The organism is Streptomyces mirabilis (genome assembly GCF_018310535.1).
Classification (GTDB): domain Bacteria; phylum Actinomycetota; class Actinomycetes; order Streptomycetales; family Streptomycetaceae; genus Streptomyces.
Window position 1 is genome coordinate 3,538,929 of the sequence record NZ_CP074102.1, and the last position, 23,261, is coordinate 3,562,189.

Sequence of the window (23,261 nt, forward strand, 5' to 3'; positions counted from 1 at the left end):
CGTCAGCGAGAAGCACGGTCCCCCTCTTCGGGATCAGGCTTCGGCCCGGCGGCCGGTTCAGAGGCTGAGCCGGTACGGCACCACGCAGACGACCACGTCCGTACGGGCCCGCAGCGCGGCGGCGAGGAGCAGACCGCGCTGGTTCTGGAGGATCTGATAGCGGCGGTGGAGGGGCTCCACCTCGGGGATGAGGACGGCGATCTGCCGTCCTCCCACCTCCGCCCTGCGGACGTAGTCGACGATCGGTTCCACGAGCGAGCGCTGCGGACTGTCGACGACGTCCAGGCGCACACCCGGGTTCCAGCGGTCCCAACTCTCCCTGAGGGCACGGACCTTGACCGGGTCGGCGTACACGGCGACCGCGACCACCTCGTGGCCGAGGGCGCGGGCGGCAGACAGCGCGTGCTGGGTGAGTCTGCTGACCTCGCCGACCGGCACGATGACGAGGGAGTCGCCGACGTGCACGGGCGGCGGGACCTCGCCGAGTCCGAGTTCCCGGCCGACGGTCGTGTAGTAGCGCTGGATGCGGTCGAACAGCAGCATCAGCAGCGGGATGGCGACGACCACCACCCAGGCCCCTTCCAGGAACTTGGTGGTGAGCAGGACGACGCCCGCCACGGCGGTCAGTACCGCGCCGACCCCGTTGAGGACCGCGCGCCGCAGCCAGCCGTGCGGACGCTGCCCGGCCCAGTGCCGTACGAGACCGGTCTGACTGATGGTGAAGCCGATGAACACGCCGATCGCGAAGAGCGGGATCATCCGGTGGGTGTCGGCGTTCACGGCGATCAGGAGAACGGCCGCGAGCAGGGCGAGGGTCACCACGCCCCAGCGGTACACCGGCCGTTCCGTGCGCAGCCCGAAGAAGTGCGGCAGCCGGTGGTCCTTGGCGAGCAGGCTCATCAGGACGGGCAGACCGCCGAAGCTGGTGTTCGCGGCGAAGGCGAGGGCCAGGGTGACGATGAGGTTGGTGGCGTAGTACGGCCATCCCGTCCCGTACGCGCCCGCCGTCAGCTGCGCGAGTACGGTCACGCCGCCGCGCGGGGCGACATGGTCACGGCGGATCAGCAGGGCCATGCCGATGAGCATCAGTCCGAGCAGGGCGCCGAGCATCAACTCCGTGCGCTGGGCGCGTTTGACGCACGGCTCGCGGAACGAGGGCACGCCGTTGGCGATGGCCTCGACTCCGGTGAGCGCGGAGCAGCCGGAGGAGAACGCCTTGAGGAGCAGCAGGACGCTCAACGCCTCGGTGACGTGGACCGGCTGGTCGGTGCCGACGACCGCCACGGGATGGCCTCGCACCAGGCCGAGCACGACGATGCCGAGGATGCTCACGATGAACAGCGCGGTGGGCAGCATCAGCACCCGCGCGCTCTCGGCCACACCGCGCAGGTTCACGGCCGTGAGCAGGGCGAGCCCGATCAGGCAGATCGCGAGCAGGTGCGAGCCGAGCACCGGGAACGCGGAGGCGAGGCTGGCCGCGCCCGCCGCCAGACTGACCGTCACGGTCAGCACGTAGTCCACGACCAGGCTGGCCGCCGCGAGCAGGCTGACGGTCGGTCCGAGATCCTTCTTCCCCACCGCGTACGCGCCGCCGCCGTCCGGATGCACGGCGATCACCTGTCCGTACGACACGACGAGCACCGCCAGCAGTCCGGCGATGACGAGCGTCACCGGCAGCGTGGCGGACAGCGCGCCCGTTCCGGCGGCGATCAGTACGAGCACGATCGCCTCGGGCCCGTACGCCACCGAGCTCAGCGCGTCCAGGGAGAGCGCGGCGAGCCCCTCGACGCTGGTCAGGCGGTACTTGTCGCCCTCCCCGTGCCGCAGCGGAACTCTCGGCCGCAGTTCGCGGCGGGCCAGGCCGTACGCCATGGGGGACCTCGCGGGGGTGGGGGTGTCTGAGGTCAGTGTGACCGGCGTGGTGCGGTGTGGAGGGGTAAGGACGCGCCAGGGCCGCGGCGGACCGAAGGTGCGGGGCGCGCAGTCGTGTTGCCGCCGATCGGGTAGTACCCGAGGCGCGGTGCGGGCGGGGGCACGACCGCTCGTCCCTGGTGAAACAGCAGGTCAGTGGAGTCTGACGAGTCATCGGTTGGCCGAACGGGCCGGGTGGACACGGCCTCGGGGGTGCGCCAGGTGAGCGGCTCGAGTGGTGCGCGGAGCCCGGCGGATTGACGGTGGATCACGTCGGGGTCGGGTTCTCACGAGCTGACGCAGTGTCAGCTGCCTGGCTGCGACGGAAGGACTCCGAAGATGCGATCTGCCCGCATGCTCCTCGCCACCGCGACGGCCACAGCCGCCCTCGCGATCGGCGCACCAGGCGCCCTCGCCGCCACGGCGGGTGACGGGGGCCACGATGACTCTTCCTACAGCAAGGAGCACGACAGGCCGAACGGGGGGGTGCACGCGGGTGGCGGAGCGCTGACCGCCGTGCGCGGCGACGACTCGAGCAGGGACGACTCCGGCTCCGACCGCGGCAAGAGCGACTCGGGCTCCGACCGTGGCAAGGGTGACTCGTCGGACTCCGAACACGGCAAGAAGGGCGGCTCCGACCACGGCAAGGGCGACGACTCCGGCTCCGAGCACCGCGGGCCCCGCGGCGGCATGCACACCGGCGGCGGCGCCCTCAGCGCCGTACGCAGCGACGACTGGAACAAGGACGACGAGAAGTTCGACCCGGAGACCTACAAGGACAAGGGCGACAAGGGCGACAAGGGCGACAAGGGCAACGACGACTCGGGTTCCGGCCGTGGCAAGGACGACTCGGACTCGGAGCGCGACAAGCCCCGCGGCGGCATGCACACGGGTGGCGGTGCGCTCGCCACGACGGGTACGACGGCCGGTGGGCTGGCGGTCCTGGCCCTCGCCGGTGCGGGCGTCTACGTGGTGCGCCGCAAGCGTGCGGCGGACGGCCTGTCCTGATCCATGCCTGACGGCATAGCAGCCCGGGCCGCCTCCTGCGCACAGCGTGGCGGCCCGGCTGGTTGTCCCCGTGCCGCGCCGGCTCCGCCGCCTTAGTCCAGTGAGTTGTTCCGTACGTGTTTCAGTGAGGTGGTGCCCGATGGCATCCCGGTTGTCCTCCCCTGTCGAGCCACAGTCCGTGACGCCGCTCCAGGGCCCGCGGTCCGGCGTGCCGTTGTTCGTGTGGTGCGTCGGAATCCTGGTCCTGGCGCTGAGCCTGTTCGGCGGCCATGGCAAGCCCTCCGGCCCATTCGACCCCTCGGCCAAGCCCCATGCCGCGGCGGGCCTCGCACCGTCGTCCGCGGCCCGGCCGGCGGGCAAGCATCTGCCGCGGTCCGAGCCGACGCGGCTGCTCATCCCGAAGATCGACGTGGACGCCCCGTTCACCGAACTGGCCGTCGACGCCGCGGGCAAGCTCCAGCCTCCGACCGCCGACGACACGAACCTGGTCGGCTGGTACGCCAAGGGCGTGTCCCCCGGTGAGCCGGGGGCCGCGATCATCGCCGGTCACGTCGACACGACCATCTCCGCGGCCGTCTTCGCCAACCTCAGGGAGTTGGAGGAGGGGGACCAGTTCACCGTGAAGAGGGCCGACGGGCGTGACGCCACCTTCGTGGTCGACAGCGCCGACACGTTCGCGAAGGACGACTTCCCCGACAAGCGCGTGTACGCCGACACCCGCGACGCCGAGGTCCGGCTGATCACCTGCGCCGGCGACTACGACCATTCGGCGAAGGACTACACCGAGAACCTGGTGGTCTTCGCCCACCTCGTCTGACTGCACGTGTCCGCACGGCCGGTGATGTGTCAGAGGCCCGGGACTCCGTGCTCGCGCAGGGGCCCGATGCGCCAGCCGTGCGTCTCACAGGTGTCGAGGACGCGGGGCAGGGCGGCGAGGGTGGTGCGCCAGGAGTCCGGGGCCGAGGTGCAGTCGGAGTCGTGCAGCAGGATGGTGCCGCCGCCGGACAGATCGCGGGTGACGGTGCGGTGGACGGAGTCCGGGGTGGCCCGTTTGCGCCAGTCCTCGCCCCAGGCCGTCCACAGCGTCGGGGTCAGCCCGAGGCGGCGGCAGGTGACATGGGCGGCGGTGTTCATCACCCCGTACGGCGGCCGGAACAGCGTGGGCGGGCGGCCGGTGACGTCGGCGACGGCGTCGCGGGCCCGCGCGAGGTCGTCGTACGTGGCGCGCGGGCCGCGCAGCAGCAGGGGGCGGTGGTGCCAGCCGTGGATGCCGATCTCGTGCCCGGCGGCGGCCATCTCCTTGGCCAGGCCGGGCGAGCGGGCCAGCATCGAGCCCAGCAGGAAGAAGGTCGCCCGGATGCCCCGGGCGTCCAGCAGCCGCAGGAAGTGCGGGGTGGAGAGGTGGTCGGGCCCGTCGTCGAAGGTGAGCGCGACATGGTCGGGGTGGCCGCGGCCGGCGAGGCGGGGCATGGCCCGGTTGCGGAGCGGGCCGAAGGTGGAGATCACCGGCGCGGCGTGCGCGGCGGCGAGCGCGGGCAGGGCGATCGCCCCGGCCCGCCGAACGCTACGGGCCAACTGGCCCGGGCCTGACCTCATCGGTCGTCGTCCTCCAGGTAGTGGGTGAGCGCACCGAAGTGGTGGCCGGGGGACTCCCCGTAGGCGTAGGCGAGCGGGGCGCCGATACCGAGGGAGAGGGTGGCCGCGACGGCGGCGACCATGAGGACCGTACGGCGCCGGGCCTGGCGTGACCTGGCGGCGAACCGCGCGGCGACGGGAAGACGCAGCGCGTCGGCCGTTACGGCGGTCAACGCGTCGACCGTTGCGCCGGTCTGCGCGTCGGCCGGACGGCGCCGGGACAGTATGGGGGCTGCGGACAGGTCCGGCGTCCCGGCCGGCACCGCTGTCGAGGAACCCTGACGTCCCGGGCGTACGGCGGACAGCGGGCCGCGGGCCATCGCCGTGACGGCCGGTACGGGACCGGGGGCCGCGGTGAACAGGGCCAGGCCCGCCTCGCGCTGCGCCCGGCCGCGCGGACCGTGGAGGAGTTCGGTCAGGGTCGGCGCCAACTGGTCCGGCTCGCGGATCCAGGGGGCGAGGCCCGCCTCGTCGAGCGCGGCGGCGTTGGTCTGGCCGTGCCCGGGTATGCAGCGGTAGCTGACGACGGGGAGTCCGCCCGCGAGCGCCTCCAGCGAGGTGAGCCCGCCCGCGTTCTGGACGAGGACGTCGCACGCGTGCATCAGGCCGGGCATGTCGTCCACCCAGCCGTGCACATGGGCGATGCCGTCCGCGCGCAGCCGTTCGGCCAGCGCGTGATTGCGTCCGCAGACCACGACCGGCAGCGCGACCCCGGTGTCGAGGATCTCGGCGGCGGCCTCCCGGACGGGCCCGACTCCCCACGAGCCCGCGACCAGCAGGGCGAGCGAGGCGTCCTGGGGGAGGCCGAAACGGGTGCGGGCGGAACGCCGTTCGTCCTCGTCGGCGGGGGTGAAGCGCGGGTCGGTCATCGGGCCGGTCACGGTGACGCCCGCCGCGCCCTGCTCGTGCGCCTGGGCGGCGGGTATCGCGTGGGCGGCGAGGTGGGCGTCGATGCCGGACGCCACCCACAGGGAGTGGACGGAGAAGTCGGTGAGGTAGGTCAGGGCCGGTATCGCGAGCCGGCCGCGCAGCCGCAGGGCGCCGAGGACCTGGCTGGCTCCGGGGTAGGTCGAGACGACCGCGCGGGTGTCGGGGGTGACGGTGGCGAGGGTGCGGCGTTCGGCGCCGCGCAACAGGGCCCGTACGGCGGGGTTGGGGCGTCGTTCGTGCTCGGTGGCGGCGTAGATGCGCTGGTAGCCCCCGGGGGCCCAGGTCAGCAGCCGGAGGTAGGCGCCGGAGAGCAGCTTCCCGATGCGGGCGGGCAGCAGGTCGAGGAAGTCGTGGCGGTCGACGAGGAAGCCCGCCGCCGTGAGGTGGCGGGTGAGTTCGGTGGCGGCGCCGTCGTGCCCGGCCCCCATGCTCGCGGAGATGACGGTGATGCGGGTGGGACTGTCGGAGTGGGGCACAGCGGATCAGCCTCCAGAGTGGTGAGGGCATGACGGGGGACGTCACCGACTCGCCGGAACAAAGGCGAAGGAAACAAACACAGGGGTGACCGAGGTCGCCGCCACCGGCTCGGCGGTCAGGTATTGAGCCCTCAGGCGTTGAGCGCTCCCGAGCCCAGCAGCCCGAGAAGCAGCACGCCGACGACAATCCTGTAGATCACGAAGGCGTTGAAGGAGTGCTTGGCGACGAACTTCAGCAACCAGGCGATCGACCCGTAGGCGACGACGAAGGAGACGGCGGTGCCGACGGCCAGCGGTACGGCGCCCACCCCCGCGCCGACGGCGTCCTTCAGCTCGTACAGACCGGCGCCGGTGAGGGCGGGGATGCCGAGGAAGAAGGAGAGCCGGGTGGCGGCGACCCGGTCCAGGTCGAGGACGAGCGCGGTGGACATCGTGGCGCCGGAGCGCGAGAAGCCCGGGAAGAGCAGTGCGAGGATCTGCGAACAGCCCACCAGCATCGCGTCCTTGAAGGTGGTGTCGTCCTCGCCGCGCTTGTGGCGCCCCATCTGGTCCGCCGCCCACATCGCGCCACTGCCGACGATCAGCGAGACGGCGACCACCCAGAGGGAGCCGAGCGCCCCGTCGATGAGCGGCTTGGCGGCGAGGCCCACGATCACGATCGGAACGGTGGCGTAGATGACCCACCACGCGAACTTGTAGTCGTGGTGCTGCCGTTCCTCACGATTGCGCAGCCCCCGGCCCCACGCGGAGACGATCCGCACGATGTCCTTGAAGAAGTACACGAGTACGGCGGCGATCGCGCCGACCTGGATGACGGCGGTGAAGCCGACCACGGCCGTGTCGTCGACCGGGATGTTCATCAGCCCCTCGGTGATCTTGAGGTGGCCGGTGGAGGAGACGGGGAGGAACTCGGTCACTCCCTCGACGACTCCGAGTACGACGGCCTGGCCGACGCTGATAGCACTCATGGGATCCATCTCTGCGGTGAACAGGACGAGCACGTGTCCCCCGGGGCACGGGCGCACGGCGACACATGGCAGACTCGGACCACGGCAGCATTTACACCGCCGTAGAAGCTCAAGTTTTACACGACTGTAGAAGATGGGTGGGTGAACGACAAACCCATGGGCCGCGATTCAGGCGATTCACAGGCTCGGGGCTCCAAGAGGGCCAACGGCGAGCGGGAGTCCGAGATCCTCGGCGTACTCCAGCAGGCCGAGGCCGCGCTCACCCCGGGTGAGGTCGCCGAACGGCTCGGGGGCGAGCTGACGTACAGCAGCGTGGTCACGATCCTCACCCGGATGCACACCAAGCAGCTGCTCACCCGCACCCGGCGCGGACGGGCGTACGCCTACGCGCCCGTCACCGACGACCCCGGGTTCGCCGCCCGCCGGATGCGCACCGTGCTCGAGGAGCGCCCCGACCGCGAGGCGGTCCTCGCCCGCTTCGCCGACAGCCTGTCCGACACCGACGCGGACCTGCTGCGCCACCTGCTGGGACCCGACGCGGACCCCGACCGGTAGGACAAGGAGCCCGCCCGGATGCGTATCGCCGTCTATCTGCCGCTGCTGCTGTCCGTGATCGCGCCCCTCGGCGCCCGCCCGCTCTCCGAACGCTGCGAACCGCGCCTGGCCACCTGGCTGCTCACCGCCTCCGCGCTGATCCTGGGCGTGGCGACCGTCATCTCGCTGGGACTACTGGCGATCACCGGCCTGATAGGCGTCCCGTTCCTCGCCGGCCTCGGCCACTGGTCGGCCCGCACCGCGCAGATCAACGACCCCGCCGAACCGCCGGTCGCACTCCTTGCCGGCCTCCTGCTCGGCGGCGCACTGATGACCGCGGCGCGGATGCTGTGGCGCCGGGCCCGCTCCATCGCCTCCGCCATCTGGGACGCCGCGTGCATGCCCACGCCGGACGGGCTCGTCATCGTCGAGGACGAGGCGCCGGACGCGTACGCGCTGCCGGGGCTGCCCGGGCGGGTCGTCGTCTCCACCGGCATGCTGCGCACCCTGGACAAGGCCGAGCACGACATCCTGCTCGCCCACGAGCGCGCTCATCTCGCCGCCCACCACTACCTGTTCGTGGCCCTGGCCGGCCTGGGCGCCGCCGCCAACCCCCTCCTGCGGCCCTTTGCCACCGCCGTCACCTACACCGTGGAGCGCTGGGCCGACGAACAGGCCGCCCGCGCCACCGGTGACCGCCGCCGGGTCGCCCGCGCGGTCGGCAAGGCGGCCCTGGCCGCCCACGGCACCCCCGCCCCCCGCCTCTCCACCCTCGGCTTCCGCGGTGTCCTCGGCCGCCGGGGCCCGCTCGCCGGCGCGGGCCCGGTCCCCCGCCGGGTCGCCGCCCTCCTCGCCCCACCCCTCGCCCGCCGTCCCGGACTCGCCCTCGTCACGATGGCGTGCCTGGCCCTCACCATGGTGTCGACCGTCGCCGCCACCCACGACCTGCACGACCTCCTGGAGGTGGTCGGTATCGCCCACCACCACGGGCCGCATCACGTCGACCTGGACGGCCCGTACCACACCGCTTCCGTGCACTGAGGCTCCGACCATGACGGAAACCCGCCGGCCCTGCCCGGGCGGGCGTGCCCGGGCTCCGGGCCATGACTTCACGGCGTGGAAGAGGCCATGGCGCTTCGCAACGGGCTGATCCACCGGGTGCGCGAGTACATGGACACGGCCCGAGGCGCGCGCATGATCCTCGCCGACCAGGACGCCGACCCGACCTGAGCCGTCAAATCGCCGACGTTCCCCTCTGGCGGACGGGACCGAAGGAACGCGCGACGCGGAATCCCACGTCGTCGACCCGGAAGGTCGGGTGACTGCGGCGACGCGCGGAGGCCCGGCAGCTCCAGTGCTCGTCGAACCAGCCGCCGCCGCGCAGCACCCGCGAGCTGCGACGGCGGCCCGGGAGCCGTCTGCGACCTGTCCGACCACCTCCCCCTCGACCTCGGTCACTTCACCTCCCGCGACGAACTCTTCGCCCGCCACGGCCAGACCTTGTGCCTCCCGGCCCGCACCCTCGCGGAGCCGGTACTCGGGCGATGGGCCGCGGGAGGCCGGGCCGCTCGGGCCTCGTAGCGGCGGCCGACGCCTCTGCCTCGTAGCGGCGGCCGACGCCTCTTGTCGCATCCTTGACGCCCAAGTCATCAGAGACCCGTCAAGGCATGCTGCCTCCGGCCTCCCCGGTCTCTACCGTCAGTCGTATGGAACGCCGCAACCGCCGCAACAACGCGCGCACCGCGGTCGACGCACCCGCCCCACCCTCCGCGGAAGTCGCGCGCGACCGCCTCTGGGCCCAGGACGTACGCAGTTCGATCCGCTGCGCGGCCGTGCTCCTCGCCCTTCTCGTCCTCATCGACTGGGGAGTCGGCACCCTCTCCGCGCCGCGCGCCACCCTGTGGGCCGCGCTCGCGGTGCTGCTGTTTCTCGTGCTGTACCCCACCCGGGTCTCCGCGGGCGAGGGCTGGCTGGTCTCGCGCGGGCTGCTGCGCGCGCGGCTGGTGCGCACCGACCACCTGGTGTCGGTGCGCTGCCTCGACGGAGTCGGCCAGCGGCTCGTGCTGCGCGACACGTTCGGCGCACGCGTCGAGATCGACCCCCGCGTCCTGGTCGCCAATCCGCCGCTGTGGCGCCGCCTCGACGAGGACGCGCGCCTGTCCGCCCTGCGCTCCACGCTCTCGTGCGGGGAGACCGCGCTGCACCGCGTCTCGGAGCGGATCGACCGCGAGACGGCACTGACGGTCTTCAAGGTGTCGGGGCTGGAGTGAGCGAGAGGTAGCGCTGCCGTCACTCGGTGTGCAGGACCCGGGCGATCGTCTGCCGCGCCGCCGCACGTGCCGGTATCACCGCGCCCAGTGCGGCGATCGCCACCCCGGCCAGGGCCGGCAGGGCCAGCGAACCCGGGTGCCACACGTCCAGCATGCGGGCCGGGAAGGCGAGGTGGGCGCTGTGCTCGGTCGTCCGGACCACCACCCAGTACGCGGCGACTCCCAGCGGCAGCCCCAGGATCCCGCCGAGCAGACCGAGTCCGGCCATGGACACCACCATCATCGCCGTGACCTGCCGTGGCGTCATGCCGATGGACTTCAGCATGCCCAGGTCACGTCGCCGCTCCCAGCTGTTCAGTACGACCGTGTTGAACACACCCATCGCGGCGACCACCGTCAGCATCAGGGTCAGCACGGACGCGGAACTGATCACCGTCACCGCCCCGGCGTTGGTCGAGGTCTGCTCCTCCGGGTAGAGCCCAGGATCGGCGGCTCGAACCGCCCTCATATAGGCGCTGACATCGGCTCCTGGGCTGAGCCGCACCCAGTACTGGTTGGCCTGCGCGTCCGGTGCCAGGGCGGTCATCGTCGTCCAGTCCGCGCGCAGCCAATTCGCCGGCCCGGCCATGACCTCCCCGACCAGTGTCACGCGCTCCCGCCGACCGTCCGCCGCGCTCAGCGTGAACGAGTCACCGACGCGCAGACCATGCTTAAACAGGAACCTGCCGGAGGCCACCACCTCGCCGGGCTTCCGTGTCCACCGGCCCCTGGCCAGGTCGTCCTGGAGAACGGACCGCCCCCCGCGCGCCCCCTCCATCGACACGTTGTCGCTCTGCCCGAGCATCCGCACGCCGGCGAAACCCACGGCGGACACGTCCGCCGTGTGCGGCAGCGAGCGCAGCAGCGCCTGTGTCCCGGTGTCGCCGTGGTGCGGGACGGTCTGACCGAACCTGGCCTCCCCGCGCCAGACGACCACCTGCGTCCTGCCGGTGCCCTCGACCGCGACGCCGTAGGAGACCATGGTGGCCGACAGGCCGGTGGCGAAGGTCACCGTCGCCACCCCTAGTAGGACCGCGCAAACGGTGAGCAGCGCCCGTCCGGGCCGCGCGAAGGGCAGGCCCAGGCCCAGCGTCACCGAGCGCGGCAGCCGCACCCCGCTCAGCCACCGCTGCACCGCCGGCCGACGTCCGCCACCGGGCGCGCTGCCCGCGCTGAGCGCCCGTGCCGCGGAGAGCCGGTGCGCGCGCAGCGCCGGGATCAGCGCGGCCAGCACCACCACCGCGGGCATGCCGAGCATGGTGGTCGCGTACACCCAGGAGCCAATCGCCGGCGCGACGCTCACCGTGCCGAGGTCAGCGCCCTGGAAGACCTGGTGCAGCAGCGGCTGGGCCACCACGGCGCCCAGGGCCGTGCCGATCGCCGCGCCCGCCGTCGCGGGGACGCAGGCCATCACCAGATAGACCGCGACGACCTGAGTGGGCGTGAATCCCACGGACTTGAGCACCCCGATGTGCCGGAAGCCGGACACGACCGCACCGCTCACGACATTCCCCACGATCAGGACGGCCACCAACAGGCCGAGAATCCCGAAGGCCATGAGGAACGGCACGAAGGTGTTGGGCTCGGCCGCGACCTGCGCCTTCAACGTCAGATACGACTGGTGGGCGATCAGCGATCCGGACGGCAGGCCGGCGGTCACCGCGGCGGTGTCCACGGTGATCTGCCGGGCAGTCGCGGCCTGTTCGAACCGGTACAGCATCTGGTACGTCGTGGGGTGCAGGGCCGCGATCTGCTGCGGGGAGACCCATGCCTGCGCGGTCCCGCTCACGCCGGACGCGAGGCCGACGACGGTCATCGGCGCCAGCCCGGGCAGCTGGATCCGCTTGCCGATCGGCGAGTGCGGCCCCTCTCCCATCCCCGGCGCGTCCGGCAACGCCAGCACGATCTGATCGCGGCCGGTGGCCCAGTGCCCGGCGAAGAGGTCAAGGCGGTCGACCGGTCCACCGGGCTTCGCCCGCCCCACCACGGTCAGAGGGCCGGGCCCGATCCCGGGCATCTCGGACACCGCGTTCTGCGGCATGTCGACCACGGCTTCCGGGAACGGCCCGGCCGAGGCCCGCACGCCCGGTCGGTGCGCGGTACGTGCCAGCCGGGTGCCGGAGACCTTCGTCGCGTCGAACGTGGCGACGACGTGGGCGCCATGGGCCTGGCCGAAGCTCCGGTCGAACGGCCCGGACGCGACGTCCAGCAGCCCGAGGGCGACCACCAGGGCCATGGAGGAGACGAGGACCACTGCCCCGATCACGGCAGTCTGCAGCCGGCGGCGGCGCACGGCCGCGCGCGAGGCGCGCCACACCGCGCTCATGCCGACCGCTCCAGGGTCCGCTCCCCGGTGATCCGGCCGTCGGCCATCGTCACCAGGCGGCCGGCACAGCGCGTCGCCAGCCGCTGATCGTGCGTCACCAGCAGAAGGGTCTGGCCCAGTTCGTTGAGGTCGATGAGCAGATCCATCACCTGCTCGCCCGCGTGGCTGTCCAGCGCGCCGGTCGGCTCGTCCGCCAGCAGCAGCGCGGGGCGGTTCATCAGCGCGCGGGCCACCGCGACACGCTGGCGCTCGCCGCCGCTGAGCGCGGCGGGGTAGACGTTCCTGCGGTCGGCGATGCCGAGCTCGTCCAGCAACTCCAGCGCCCGGCGCCGGGCCTGACGGGCCGTGGTTCCGGTGAGCTGGGCGGACAGGGCGACGTTGTCGATCGCGGGCAGGTCGTCGATGAGGTTGAAGAACTGGAAGATCATGCCGATCCGGCGGCGCCGGAAGAGTGCGAGGCCGGTCTCGTTGATCCGGCCCAGGTCCTCGCCGTGTACGCGCACCGAGCCGGCGCTCGGCCGGTCGAGCCCGGCGACCATGTTGAGCAGGGTGGACTTGCCGCAGCCGGACGGGCCCATCACCGCCACCGCCTCCCCGGCCCGGATCTCCAGCGACACCCCGTCCAGGGCGACGGTGTCGCCGTACTCCTTGCGCAGGCCGCTCACCCGCACGACTTCCTGGTCGCGCACAGCGGCCGGGGCGGCCCCCGGGGCCGTGCCGTCGCTGATGTCTTCGGTGGTCATGGCAGGCACGGTAGGCGGCGGGGGCCGCCCGGGCGTCAGTCCCCGGAGGTAACCCCCGACGGTGGTCATCCTGGCGATGTACGGAGTGGACCCGAGGGTGGACGCCCGCTCGCCGGCTGCCTGGCACGATGGACGGCGTGTGGACATCGGGGACGAGCCGGTTGCTCATCGCCCTCGCGGGGGTGAGCCTGGCGGTGGCCGGGCGCGCTGTCGTGTTGCTGGCGCGGGCCCGCCGCCGCCATCGCAGGGTCCTGGAGGAGCGGGGCTGGCTGCTGGAGCGCGAGCGGGAGGCCGCCGCCCGCACGGCGGTGGCGGCCGAGCGCGCCCGCATCGCCCGCGAACTCCACGACATCGTCAGCCACAAGGTCAGCCTGATGGTCGTATCGGCGAGCGCCGCGCGCGAGGTGCTGGCGACTCTGCCGGACGAGGCGGAGAGCGCACTGCGGGCCGTCGAGGGAGCCGGACGCGACGCGATGAGGGAACTGCGCCACCTGCTGGGCCTGCTGGCGCCGTCACCCGACGGTGACGACGACGATGACCGGGCCGGGCCGTACGGCGAAGGGGACCTCTCCGGACTCGCACCGCAGCCGAGCCTGAGTCAACTGAGCACCCTCGTCGACCGGATCGCCTTCACCGGCCTCCCGGTCGAGGTGCGGATCTCCGGTGAACCGCGCCCGCTGCCGCCCGGCATCGACGTCACCGCCTACCGGATCGTCCAGGAGGCGCTGACCAACGCGCTCAAGTACGGCGACGGCGGCAACGCGGCGGTGACGGTGCGCTATGCCGACCACAGTCTGCGGGTCGAGGTGCTCAACAGCGGACCGAGCGTGCTGTCCGCCGACCGCGCGAGCACGGATGCCGGACCGGGCGCCCGCAGACGCCGGGACGACGGTACCGGGCGCGGTCTGATCGGTCTGCGCGAGCGCGTCGCCGTCTACGGCGGCCGCTTCGACGCCCGGCGCCGCATCGGCGGCGGCTACCGCGTCCGCGCCCGCATCCCCCTGGAGCGCCCGTGACCGAATCCGCCCCCGACCGCCGCGCCCCGCGCGTCCTCGTCGCCGACGACGAGGAGCTCATCCGCACCGGCTTCCGCCTCATCCTCACCTCGCGCGGCATCGACGTCATCGGCGAGGCCGCAGACGGCGTACAGGCCGTCGCGGAAGCCGAACGGCTGCGCCCGGACGTCCTTCTGATGGACATCCGGATGCCTCACCTGGACGGCCTGGAAGCCGCCAAGCGCGTCCTGCGGCTGCTCCCGCACTGCCGGGTGCTCATGCTCACCACCTTCGACCTCGACCACTACGTCTACGCGGCGCTCGCCGCCGGGGCGAGCGGATTCCTGCTCAAGGACGTCACCGCCGCCCACCTCGCCGCGGCCGTGCGACTGGTGAACACCGGCGACGCACTGCTCGCCCCTTCGATCACCCGCCGTCTGGTCGAGCGCTACGCGACCGCCCGCGATGCCGAGCAGGCCCGCACGTCGCACCGCCCCGCCACTCCGGCCGCCGCGGCCCGCACGCTCGCGGTCCACCGCGACCTCGCTCCGCTGACCCCCCGTGAACTCGAGGTGCTGGCCCTGATGGGCCGCGGCCTGTCGAACAACGAACTCGCCGAAGCCCTCACCCTCAGCGAGGCCACCGTGAAGACCCACGTCGCCCGGATCTTCGCCAAGCTCGCCCTGCGCGACCGCGCCCAGGCCGTCGTCCTCGCCTACGAGACCGGCCTGGTCGCCCCCGGCGGAGGGAGCGGGCGCCCGCAGGAGCGCGACCTCCAGGGGAGGAGCAGGCCGGAGTGAGTGTCGGGCCCCCTCCTGGCTCCTCCCCCGGCTTACCCTCCGCCCGTGTTCAATGTCACGGGGATCCTCAAGCGGCTGGTGATCGGCCGGGCCATGCGCAGCGAAGAGCTGCACGAGACGTTGCTGCCCAAGCGGCTCGCCCTGCCGATCTTCGCCTCGGACCCGCTGTCCTCGGTGGCGTACGCGACCCAGGAGATCCTGCTGGTCCTCACCCTGGGCGGCCTTGCCTACCTGCACTTCACTCCGTGGATCGCGGCCGCGGTCGTGGCCCTGTTGACGGTCGTGGTGCTGTCGTACCGCCAGGTGGTGCACGCCTACCCGAGCGGTGGCGGCTCGTACGAGGTGGTGTCGACCAACCTCGGCCCGACCGCCGGACTGGTCGTCGCCGCCTCACTCCTCGTCGACTACGTCATGACGGTGGCCGTCTCGGTCGCCTCCGGCGTCGACAACATCATCTCCGCCGTCCCACGCCTCGCCGACCACCGCGTCCTGATGGCGATCGGCTTCGTGGCGGTCCTGACGGCGATGAACCTGCGGGGCGTCCGGGAGTCGGGACGCGCCTTCGCCGCACCGACCTACCTCTTCATCAGCGGTGTGCTCGTCATGGTGGTCACGGGCCTGATCCGCTACGCCCTCGGGGACGCGCCGGTCGCCGAGAGCGCCGGATACGGGGTCACGCCGGACCCTTCGGACGCGAACCTGACGGGCCTCGCCCTGCTGATGCTGGTGCTGCGCGCGTTCTCCTCCGGCTGTACGGCGCTGACCGGGGTGGAGGCCATCTCCAACGGCGTACCGGCCTTCCGCAAGCCCAAGTCGAGAAACGCGGCCGAGACACTGACCGCGATGGGCGCCCTCGCGATCGTCATGTTCGTGGGCGTCACCGCGCTGGCGCTGATCACCAAGGTGCACATCGCGGACGACGCGTGCCGGCTGACCGGACTCACCGGCGACTGCGGCTCGTACACCCAGCGCACGGTCATCGCGCAGATCGCGGCGGCGGTCTTCGGCGGCGAGCACAGCGTCGGCTTCTACGTGATCCAGGCGGCGACCGCGCTGGTCCTGATCCTGGCGGCGAACACGGCCTTCAACGGCTTCCCCCTGCTCGCTTCCATCCTGGCCCAACACCGGTACCTTCCTCACCAGTTGCACAACCGGGGCGACCGGCTCGCCTTCTCCAACGGCATCCTGGCGCTCGCGATCGTCGCGGCTCTGCTGCTGTGGGGCTTCAAGGCGAACGTCACCAGTCTCATCCACCTCTACATCCTGGGCGTGTTCACCGCCTTCACCCTCTCCCAGCTGGGCATGGTCCGGCACTGGAACAGAGAACTGCGCGCGGAACGCGACCCGGCGCCGCGGCGCCGCCACCACACGGCCCGCGTGATCAACGCACTCGGCTCGGTCGTCACCGGCCTGGTCCTGGTGATCGTGCTGGCCACCAAGTTCACGGAGGGCGCGTGGCTCGCCGTACTCGCGGCGATCGTGCTGTGGGTGATGATGCGCGGCATCCGGCGCCACTACGACGCCACCTCCGCGGAGCTGGCGGTGACCGATCCGAAAGTCGAACTCACCCGTCCGTCAAGGGTGTTGGGGATCGTCCTGGTCTCCACCCTGCACAAGCCGACCCTCCGCGCCCTCGCCTACGCACGCGCCTTCCGCCCCGACCGGCTGGAGGCCCTGACGGTCTCCGTCGACCGTGACGAGGCGGCGGCGCTGCTCAGGCGCTGGGAGGAGTACGGCATCGAGGTCCCGCTGAAGATCATCGATTCGCCGTACCGCGAGGTGACCCGGCCGGTCGTGGAGTACGTCCGCTCGATCCGCCGCGAGAGCCCGCGGGACATCGTCGCCGTCTTCGTCCCCGAGTACGTCGTCGGACACTGGTGGGAGAACCTGCTGCACAACCAGTCGGCGCTGTGGCTGAAGAACCGGCTCCTGTTCACCCCGGGGGTCATGGTCACGAGCGTGCCGTGGCAGCTGACGTCCTCGGCCCATGCCGACCGGCCCACGGCCAGGGCGCCGGGGTCCTTCCGGCGGGGGGAACCGCAGGGGCCGGCGCCCCGGGCGGGCACCCGGCAGCGGTGACGCGCCCGCGACGGAACTCGGTTCAGCGCACCCCCGTTCAGCGCACCCCCGTTCAGCGGACCCCGGTTCAGCGGACCCCGGTTCAGCGGAACTCGGCGAGCCTCGGTCGCAGCCCCAGCAGGATCAGCGCACCCGCGCCGAGCAGCAGACCGCACGGCCACGGGAGCAGCCCGGTCGCCTCGAAGCGGCCCGCGCGGACCGCCGCCGTGAAGTGCCGCCGGTTGATGTCCGTCACCTGGTCCAGCGCCGTCATCCAGGCTCCGAAGTGGGCGTTGGACGTGCCCGGCCCCCAGCCCATGCAGAACGCGACGGCCTCGTGCTCCTTGCCCTGCGCGACCAGGGCCCGGATCCTCCGGTCGTCGCGCTGGTAGACGGCGTACGCGTCCACCGTCCGCTCCGCCGCGGCCCGTTCGCCGGGGAAGGTGAGGTTGGCGAGCTCGCGCGCGAACTCGCCGCCGAAGTGGAGGGTGCGGTGGTCGGCGCGGTACTCCTTCCAGGTCGTGGCGAGCCCGAAGTCGTACGAGTCGAGGGTCGCGCCCTTCATCCCGTACAGCTGCTGCGACTTGGCGAGGAACGCCTGCGCGTACTGCGAGCGGCGCTCGGGATCCAGCAGGTAGCGGCTCTCGTCGGCGTTCGCGTCGTAGGCGATCGCGCGGGCGCGGGAGAGGGCGACGACGGAGTCGAAGGCGTCGCGGCGGGCGCCGTACAGCCGGTCGGCTGAGGCGGAGAGCGCCTGGCTGCCGAGCAGCACGGCGAGCAGCGCGCAGACGGTGGCGGCCAGCACACCGGGGTTGAGGATCCGGTGGAAGCGGCGGGCCAGGTACCACTGGAGGACGCCGAGGGCGGCGAGCAGCAGCGCGCCGAGCGCGAAGACGGCGGCGAGCTGGGCCGAGAGCACCGAACGGGCCTGGTCGTACTGCCGGTTGAAGGCGCTGTTGTTGGAGTCCACCAGCTTCCTCGCGCTCGGCAGGAGCTGGGCCTGGAGGAGATCGGTGGCCTCGCGGTAGTCGACGAGCGCGGCCGGTCTGCCGCCGGCGCGGTCGTCGTTCTCCAGCGCGCGGCCGATCAGCTCCTGGTACTCGGCGAAGTCGTCGGTGAGCGACTCGACGGTGTGCTCGTCGGTGGCGTCGCCCTGGGCGGCGACGGCGAGCGCGCGCAGGTCGTGGCCGATCGCGCGGCGCGCGTCACCGTAGAAGCCGACCGCCTTCTCGTACGGCGTCGCCAGCCGCCCCTTGCCCCCGTCGCCGCCGGCCAGCAGGAGGTTGGCGGCCTGCGCGTCCATGTCGTTGAGGGCGAGGTTCAGGTCCGCGGCGCTGGTGGTGCGGGGTGCGTCGCGGCCCGCGACGGTGTCCCAGGTGCCGGTGGCGGCGAGGCCTGCCAGCGCGAGCAGCAGGGCGAGGGCGACGGTCAGCAGGAGGGTGACGGTCCTCAGCAGCCGCAGTCGCGCGGGCAGGGTCGCCCAGAAGCGGCGGTGCAGGGCGGTGGCGGCTCTTCGGTGTGCGAGGCGGAGAGGGGGCCTGGGACTTCGGGGCCGCCTGGCGCGTCGAGGGCGTCTCGATCGCGGCCCCCCGCGCCTGGGCCGAGGCTGGTGCCCACCCCCGGAGGGGGCGGTCGCCACGCGCGGTGGCGCTCCGACGGTCCCGGCTCGCGCCGCAGGACTGTGCGTGGTCCCGGCTCGCGCCGCAGGACTGTGCGTGGTACCGGCCGTGACAGCCACGAGCCCCTCCATCGGCACGCCACGGACGCTCGTCCGTGTCCCCCGTGCCGCGCCCAGTCTGCGACCGCTTCACGTCACGCACACCGGACCTTGATGGGCCCCTGATGTCATCCCGGACGACTTTGACGCGGCCTTGACGCCGTCGGCCGACCACACGTGCGAAAAGCAGGGCATCCTCGTCGGCGGGGGCGGACCAAGTGCCGGACCGGAGTGCCGAACCGGGGCGCCGGACCCGAACCGGGGTGCCGGACCGGGGGTTGCCACCCCTGTGACCGCACCGCCGTACCCCGATCGCCGTAATGTCCACCCGCCCTGCCGTTTCCTCCCCCATTGCCCACAATCGGATCACAATGGGCACCACGCCGGGCAGCACGTCAGGAGCACCCCGATGGCCACCACCGACCACTCTCGTACCAGCGGTACGACGGGTACGAGCCGGCTGCGCGCGTGGATGCTCGAAGGACTGTCCGACATGGGCAAGACCCCGCAGGGCCCGCACGCCCTGCCGGAGCCCGTGCACCAGGGGCAGCGCTGGTGGCGGGTGATGTGCCTGACCGGCGTCGACTACTTCTCGACACTGGGCTACCAGCCCGGCATCGCGGCCCTGGCCGCCGGACTCCTCTCGCCCGTCGCGACCATCGTGCTCGTCATCGTCACCCTGGCGGGCGCACTGCCCGTCTACCGGCGGGTGGCCGAGGAGAGCCCGCGCGGCGAGGGCTCGATCGCGATGCTGGAGCGGCTGCTCTCGTTCTGGCAGGGCAAGCTGTTCGTGCTGACCCTGCTGGGCTTCGCCGCCACCGACTTCCTGATCACCATCACCCTGTCGGCGGCCGACGCCTCCACCCACCTGGTCGAGAACCCCCACCTCACCAGCACACTGCACGACAAGCAGATGCTGATCACCCTCATCCTGGTGGCGCTCCTCGGCGCGGTGTTCCTCAAGGGCTTCCTGGAGGCGATCGGCGTCGCCGTCGTCCTGGTGGGGATCTATCTCGCGCTCAACGCCGTGGTCGTGGTCGTGGGCCTGTGGCACGTGGCGACGGCCGAGCATGTGATCACCGACTGGACCAGCGCCCTGACCACCGCGCACGGAAACGTTTTCGCGATGGTCGGGGTCGCCCTCCTGGTCTTCCCCAAACTGGCCCTCGGCCTCTCCGGCTTCGAGACCGGCGTGGCCGTCATGCCGCACGTCCAGGGCGACGCCACCGACACCGACGAGAAGCCGGCCGGCCGCATCCGAGACACCAAGAAGCTGCTGACCACCGCCGCCGTGATCATGAGCGTCTTCCTCATCCTCACCAGCTTCATCACCACGCTCCTCATCCCGGAGCAGGAGTTCAAGTCCGGCGGCCAGGCCAACGGCCGCGCCCTCGCCTATCTCGCGCACGAGTACCTCGGCGGCGCCTTCGGCACCGTCTACGACGTGTCGACCATCGCCATCCTGTGGTTCGCGGGCGCCTCCGCCATGGCCGGACTGCTCAACCTCATGCCCCGCTACCTCCCCCGCTACGGCATGGCCCCGCACTGGGCACGCGCCGTCCGCCCCATGGTGATCGTCTTCATCCTGGTGGCGTTCCTGGTCACCTGGATCTTCGACGCGAACGTCGACGCGCAGGGCGGCGCCTACGCCACCGGTGTCCTCGTCCTCATCAGCTCCGCCGCGATCGCCGTGACCATCGCCGCGCGCAAGGCCGGCCAGCGCAACTGGACCATCGCCTTCGCCGTCATCTCCGCGGTCTTCCTCTACACGACCGTCGTGAACGTCATCGAACGCCCCGACGGCGTCAAGATCGGTGCCTGCTTCATCGCCGGCATCATCCTCGTCTCGCTGCTCTCCCGGCTGGCCCGCGCCTTCGAACTGCGGGTGACCAGCGTGAGCCTGGACGACATGGCGGAACGGTTCGTACGGGACATAGCCAGCCGCCGCATCCGGTTCATCGCCAACGAACCCGACAACCGCGACAAGGCCGAGTACCGCGAGAAGATCGAACAGATCCGCGCCGACAACGACCTCCCGGCCCAGGAGGACTTCGTCTTCGTCGAGGTCACCGTCCTGGACCCCTCGGAGTTCGAGGCGGGCCTGACCGTACGCGGCGAGGTGCTCCACGGCCGCTACCGCGTCCTGACCCTGGAGTCCTCCTCCGTCCCCAACGCCCTGGCCGCCCTCCTCCTGCACGTCCGCGACCGCACCGGCTGCACCCCGCACATCTACTTCGAGTGGACCGAGGGCAACCCCTTCACCAACTTCCTGCGCTTCTTCCTCTTCGGCCAGGGCGAGGTCGCCCCCGTCACCCGAGAGGTCCTGCGCGAGGCCGAACCCGACCGCGCCCGCCGACCGCGCGTGCACGTCGGTTAGCCACGGTGACGTGACCCCGCTCGCTCGCCCGTCCGTCAGTCAGTCCGTCAGTCCTCTTCCGTCGGGTAGTCCGCGCTCACCGTGAACCCGATGACCGCGCCTCCCCCCTCCCGCCGGAAGGCGAACGGCGCTCCGCCGTGGGCGGTGGCCACCTCGCGGACGATGGACAGACCGAGCCCGGAACCGGGCAGGCTGCGGGCGTCGGCGGCGCGGTAGAAACGGTCGAAGACGCGGACGAGATCGCCCTCGACCACGCCCGGACCCCGGTCGAGGACCTCGATCCGGACGCTGCCCGGAAGACCGCCGCCCGCCCCGACGCCGGGGCGCACCGGACCGGTGACCGCGATCTCGATCGGCGCCTTGCCCTCGCGGTCGAACTTGGCCGCGTTCTCCACCAGGTTGGATATCGCCCGCTGGAGCGCCGTGGGACGGCCGTCGACCGTCGTGTCACCGCCCACCCTGATGAGGATGTCCCGCCCGGTGCGGCGCCGCGAGGCGACCGCCACGTCCTCGGCGAGATCGGCCAGGTCGATCCGCTGCACGGGCTCGGTGTCGGACCGCCCGGCCGCGAGCGCCACCAGCTCGTTGACGAGGTCGGTCAGCTCACGGGACTCCTGCGCCAGGTCGGCGACCAGCTCCTCGCGGGCGTCGGGCGGCAGCTCGTCGATGCGGCGCAGCATGGAGATGTTCGTACGCAGCGAGGTCAGCGGCGTACGGAGTTCATGGCCCGCGTCCTGGACCAGCCGGCGCTGGTCCTCCTCGGACTGGGCGAGCCGGCCGAGCATCCGGTCGAAGGAGCGGCCGAGGCGGGCCACCTCGTCGTACCCGGCCACCGGCACCTGGATGCCGAGCCGCCCGGTGCGCGCCACGTCCTCCGCGGCCCCGGCCAGCCGCACCAGCCGCCGGGTGATGCGCCGGGCCAGCCACCAGCCGAACAGCCCCGACGCGATCACCACCGCCCCCACCAGCAGCACGGTCCGCTGCTGCAGCTCCCGCAGCAGATCCTCCGTGTCGCTGAACTGCTGGGCCACCTGCACCGCGCCCCGCCCGCCGCCGAGCGCGACGGTCGCCACCCGGTAGCGGTCGCCTGCGACGTCGACCTCCCCGTGCTCCACCCACTTGCCCGCGGTGGCGGACGCGGCTGTCCGCCGGTCGGTGGCGGTCACGGGCAGCGCGGGGTTCCCGCGGTCGGATATCACCCCACCGCGCCCGAGCACCTGCACATCCGTACGGGCAGGCCGGATGATGTCGTCCAGGGGCCCGTCGTGATCGGGGTCGGACGACGAGAAATCACCCGGGTCCAACGCCGTCTCGCGCACCTGGACCCGCAGATCCTGCACGACCCCGGAGAAGACGGTCTGCTGGTCCACCCGCACCAGCCGGGCGGCGGCGTCGTAACTCAGGAACCCGACGAGGACGGTGACCGCGGCGGCCACGGCGGCGAAGGACAGGGTGAAGGTGGCCCGCAGGGAGGACACCCGCCGGGGCCGCAGCCCCGTGAGCCATCGGGGGGGCACTCAGTCCTCCCTCAGCACATACCCCACGCCCCGGACGGTGTGGATCAGCGCCGGCGCTCCCGGCTCGTCGAGCTTGCGCCGCAGATACCCCACGTACACGGCGAGGTTCTTGGAACCGGGACCGAAGTCGTAGCCCCAGATGCGGTCGTAGATCGTGGCGTGGTCAAGGACGATGCCCGCGTTGCGGACGAGCAGTTCGAGCAGTTCGAACTCGGTCCGGGTGAGCTCCAGCTCGCGCTGCCCGCGCCAGGCACGGCGCGCCTGGATGTCCATGCGCAGCCCGGCCGCGGAGATCTGCCCCGACGCCTCCTTCGACGCGGACGCGGACACGGACACGGACGGCGACGGTACGTCGGCGGGGGTGCCGTTCACCGGACCGGTCCGGCGGAGCAGGGCCCGCAGCCGGGCGAAGACCTCCTCCACGTCGAACGGCTTGACCACGTAGTCGTCGGCCCCGGCGTCCAGGCCCGCGATGCGGTCGGCCGTCTCGACCAGTGCGGTGAGCATCAGGATCGGCGTACGGTCCCCCTCCGCGCGCAGCACCCGGCACACCTGCAACCCGTCGATACCGGGCATCATCACGTCCAGGACGAGGACGTCCGGTGGCGTGCGGTGGGCCTGGGCCAGCGCCTCTACGCCGTCGGCGACGGCCGTCACCGCGTAGCCCTCCAGCGTCAGTGCCCTTTCCAGGGCATGGCGGATGGCACGGTCGTCCTCGGCGAGCAGCACATTCTGGGGCACCCCACCAGTCTGCCAAGCCCCTGGCCGGGTACCACCTGGTGGGCGGTGGTGAGGGTGGGCTTCTTACCGGCCTCTCACCCCTCCTCCCGCGCGCCCCTTACCTCGCCCGGCCAGTCTGTCCCGTATGTCAGGACGGGCCGACCCGCGAATCCCCCGGTAGGGGTCCGGCCCGTGCGGAGGGGGTGGGCCGGAAGCGCACGACGGTGGCGGCCCACC

Annotated in this window: 18 protein-coding genes and 1 pseudogene; 9 read left to right on the forward strand and 10 right to left on the reverse strand. The window is 72.2% G+C overall.

All coding sequences use genetic code 11. The annotated features are described in order from the left end of the window. Positions 1–57: 57 nt before the first annotated feature. A complete protein-coding gene (locus tag SMIR_RS15550) occupies positions 58–1,872 on the reverse strand; it encodes an APC family permease (RefSeq protein WP_168494387.1) in 1,815 nt (604 codons plus the stop codon). Positions 1,873–2,250: 378 nt separating this feature from the next. Here SMIR_RS15550 and SMIR_RS15555 point away from each other — a divergent pair, with 378 nt between their 5' ends. After that, positions 2,251–2,919: a hypothetical protein gene (locus tag SMIR_RS15555; RefSeq protein WP_212727132.1), complete on the forward strand. Its 669-nt coding sequence runs from the start codon at positions 2,251–2,253 to the stop codon at positions 2,917–2,919. A 139-nt stretch (positions 2,920–3,058) separates the two neighbouring features. Continuing rightward, positions 3,059–3,736 carry a class F sortase gene (locus SMIR_RS15560; RefSeq protein WP_168494383.1) on the forward strand — a complete coding sequence of 226 codons (678 nt, stop codon included), beginning with the start codon at positions 3,059–3,061 and terminating at the stop codon, positions 3,734–3,736. 29 nt (positions 3,737–3,765) lie between these two features. On the opposite strand, the gene SMIR_RS15565 is transcribed toward SMIR_RS15560, so the two are convergent. From SMIR_RS15565 to SMIR_RS15575, 3 genes are all read right to left on the reverse strand, one after another. Then, entirely contained in the window at positions 3,766–4,515 is a 750-nt protein-coding gene (locus SMIR_RS15565; RefSeq protein ID WP_211118775.1) for a polysaccharide deacetylase family protein, read from the reverse strand. Further along, positions 4,512–5,960: a glycosyltransferase gene (locus tag SMIR_RS15570; protein ID WP_422664433.1), complete on the reverse strand. Its 1,449-nt coding sequence runs from the start codon at positions 5,958–5,960 to the stop codon at positions 4,512–4,514. Before SMIR_RS15570 ends, SMIR_RS15565 begins: the two co-directional genes overlap by 4 nt. A gap of 131 nt (positions 5,961–6,091) precedes the next feature. After that, positions 6,092–6,928, reverse strand: coding sequence for an undecaprenyl-diphosphate phosphatase (locus SMIR_RS15575; protein WP_168494381.1), 837 nt, complete (start codon positions 6,926–6,928; stop codon positions 6,092–6,094). 141 nt (positions 6,929–7,069) lie between these two features. Between SMIR_RS15575 and SMIR_RS15580 the strand changes: the two genes are divergently transcribed. Then, on the forward strand, positions 7,070–7,483 hold the full coding sequence (locus tag SMIR_RS15580) for a BlaI/MecI/CopY family transcriptional regulator (RefSeq protein WP_248003063.1): 414 nt from the start codon (positions 7,070–7,072) through the stop codon (positions 7,481–7,483). An 18-nt stretch (positions 7,484–7,501) separates the two neighbouring features. Beyond that, the gene (locus SMIR_RS15585; protein WP_168494379.1) at positions 7,502–8,503 is read left to right on the forward strand and encodes a M56 family metallopeptidase; all 1,002 of its coding nucleotides are present in this window, start codon (positions 7,502–7,504) and stop codon (positions 8,501–8,503) included. Between the two features lie 193 nt (positions 8,504–8,696). Here the strand turns inward: SMIR_RS15585 and SMIR_RS15590 are convergent. Continuing rightward, positions 8,697–8,852 (reverse strand): annotated as a pseudogene (locus SMIR_RS15590) (SUMF1/EgtB/PvdO family nonheme iron enzyme); the annotation flags it as partial. A gap of 316 nt (positions 8,853–9,168) precedes the next feature. On the opposite strand from SMIR_RS15590, the gene SMIR_RS15595 reads away from it, so the two are divergent. Continuing rightward, positions 9,169–9,732 carry a hypothetical protein gene (locus tag SMIR_RS15595; protein ID WP_248003062.1) on the forward strand — a complete coding sequence of 188 codons (564 nt, stop codon included), beginning with the start codon at positions 9,169–9,171 and terminating at the stop codon, positions 9,730–9,732. A gap of 19 nt (positions 9,733–9,751) precedes the next feature. On the opposite strand, the gene SMIR_RS15600 is transcribed toward SMIR_RS15595, so the two are convergent. Both SMIR_RS15600 and SMIR_RS15605 read right to left on the reverse strand, forming a co-directional pair. Further along, complete coding sequence (locus SMIR_RS15600) at positions 9,752–12,097, reverse strand: ABC transporter permease (RefSeq protein WP_168494377.1); 2,346 nt, start codon at positions 12,095–12,097, stop codon at positions 9,752–9,754. Then, positions 12,094–12,840, reverse strand: coding sequence for an ABC transporter ATP-binding protein (locus SMIR_RS15605; protein WP_168494376.1), 747 nt, complete (start codon positions 12,838–12,840; stop codon positions 12,094–12,096). The genes SMIR_RS15600 and SMIR_RS15605 overlap by 4 nt, the downstream gene beginning before the upstream one ends. A 128-nt stretch (positions 12,841–12,968) precedes the next feature. On the opposite strand from SMIR_RS15605, the gene SMIR_RS15610 reads away from it, so the two are divergent. The 3 genes from SMIR_RS15610 (at position 12,969) to SMIR_RS15620 (ending at position 16,714) form a co-directional block, all read left to right on the forward strand. Further along, on the forward strand, positions 12,969–13,856 hold the full coding sequence (locus tag SMIR_RS15610) for a sensor histidine kinase (protein WP_168494374.1): 888 nt from the start codon (positions 12,969–12,971) through the stop codon (positions 13,854–13,856). Beyond that, positions 13,853–14,635 (forward strand): response regulator transcription factor, encoded by a 783-nt coding sequence (locus SMIR_RS15615; RefSeq protein WP_168494372.1) that lies wholly within the window; start codon positions 13,853–13,855, stop codon positions 14,633–14,635. Before SMIR_RS15610 ends, SMIR_RS15615 begins: the two co-directional genes overlap by 4 nt. A gap of 93 nt (positions 14,636–14,728) precedes the next feature. Continuing rightward, on the forward strand, positions 14,729–16,714 hold the full coding sequence (locus SMIR_RS15620; RefSeq protein WP_422664517.1) for an APC family permease: 1,986 nt from the start codon (positions 14,729–14,731) through the stop codon (positions 16,712–16,714). An 82-nt stretch (positions 16,715–16,796) separates the two neighbouring features. Here the strand turns inward: SMIR_RS15620 and SMIR_RS15625 are convergent, their stop codons facing one another. Continuing rightward, complete coding sequence (locus SMIR_RS15625) at positions 16,797–18,332, reverse strand: GlnX family signal transduction membrane protein (RefSeq protein ID WP_212727133.1); 1,536 nt, start codon at positions 18,330–18,332, stop codon at positions 16,797–16,799. 487 nt (positions 18,333–18,819) lie between these two features. Here SMIR_RS15625 and SMIR_RS15630 point away from each other — a divergent pair, with 487 nt between their 5' ends. Further along, positions 18,820–20,787: an APC family permease gene (locus tag SMIR_RS15630; RefSeq protein ID WP_168494366.1), complete on the forward strand. Its 1,968-nt coding sequence runs from the start codon at positions 18,820–18,822 to the stop codon at positions 20,785–20,787. A gap of 47 nt (positions 20,788–20,834) precedes the next feature. Here the strand turns inward: SMIR_RS15630 and SMIR_RS15635 are convergent, their stop codons facing one another. Continuing rightward, positions 20,835–22,304: a sensor histidine kinase gene (locus tag SMIR_RS15635; protein ID WP_212727134.1), complete on the reverse strand. Its 1,470-nt coding sequence runs from the start codon at positions 22,302–22,304 to the stop codon at positions 20,835–20,837. Beyond that, complete coding sequence (locus SMIR_RS15640; protein WP_212727135.1) at positions 22,305–23,045, reverse strand: response regulator transcription factor; 741 nt, start codon at positions 23,043–23,045, stop codon at positions 22,305–22,307. Positions 23,046–23,261 lie beyond the last annotated feature (216 nt).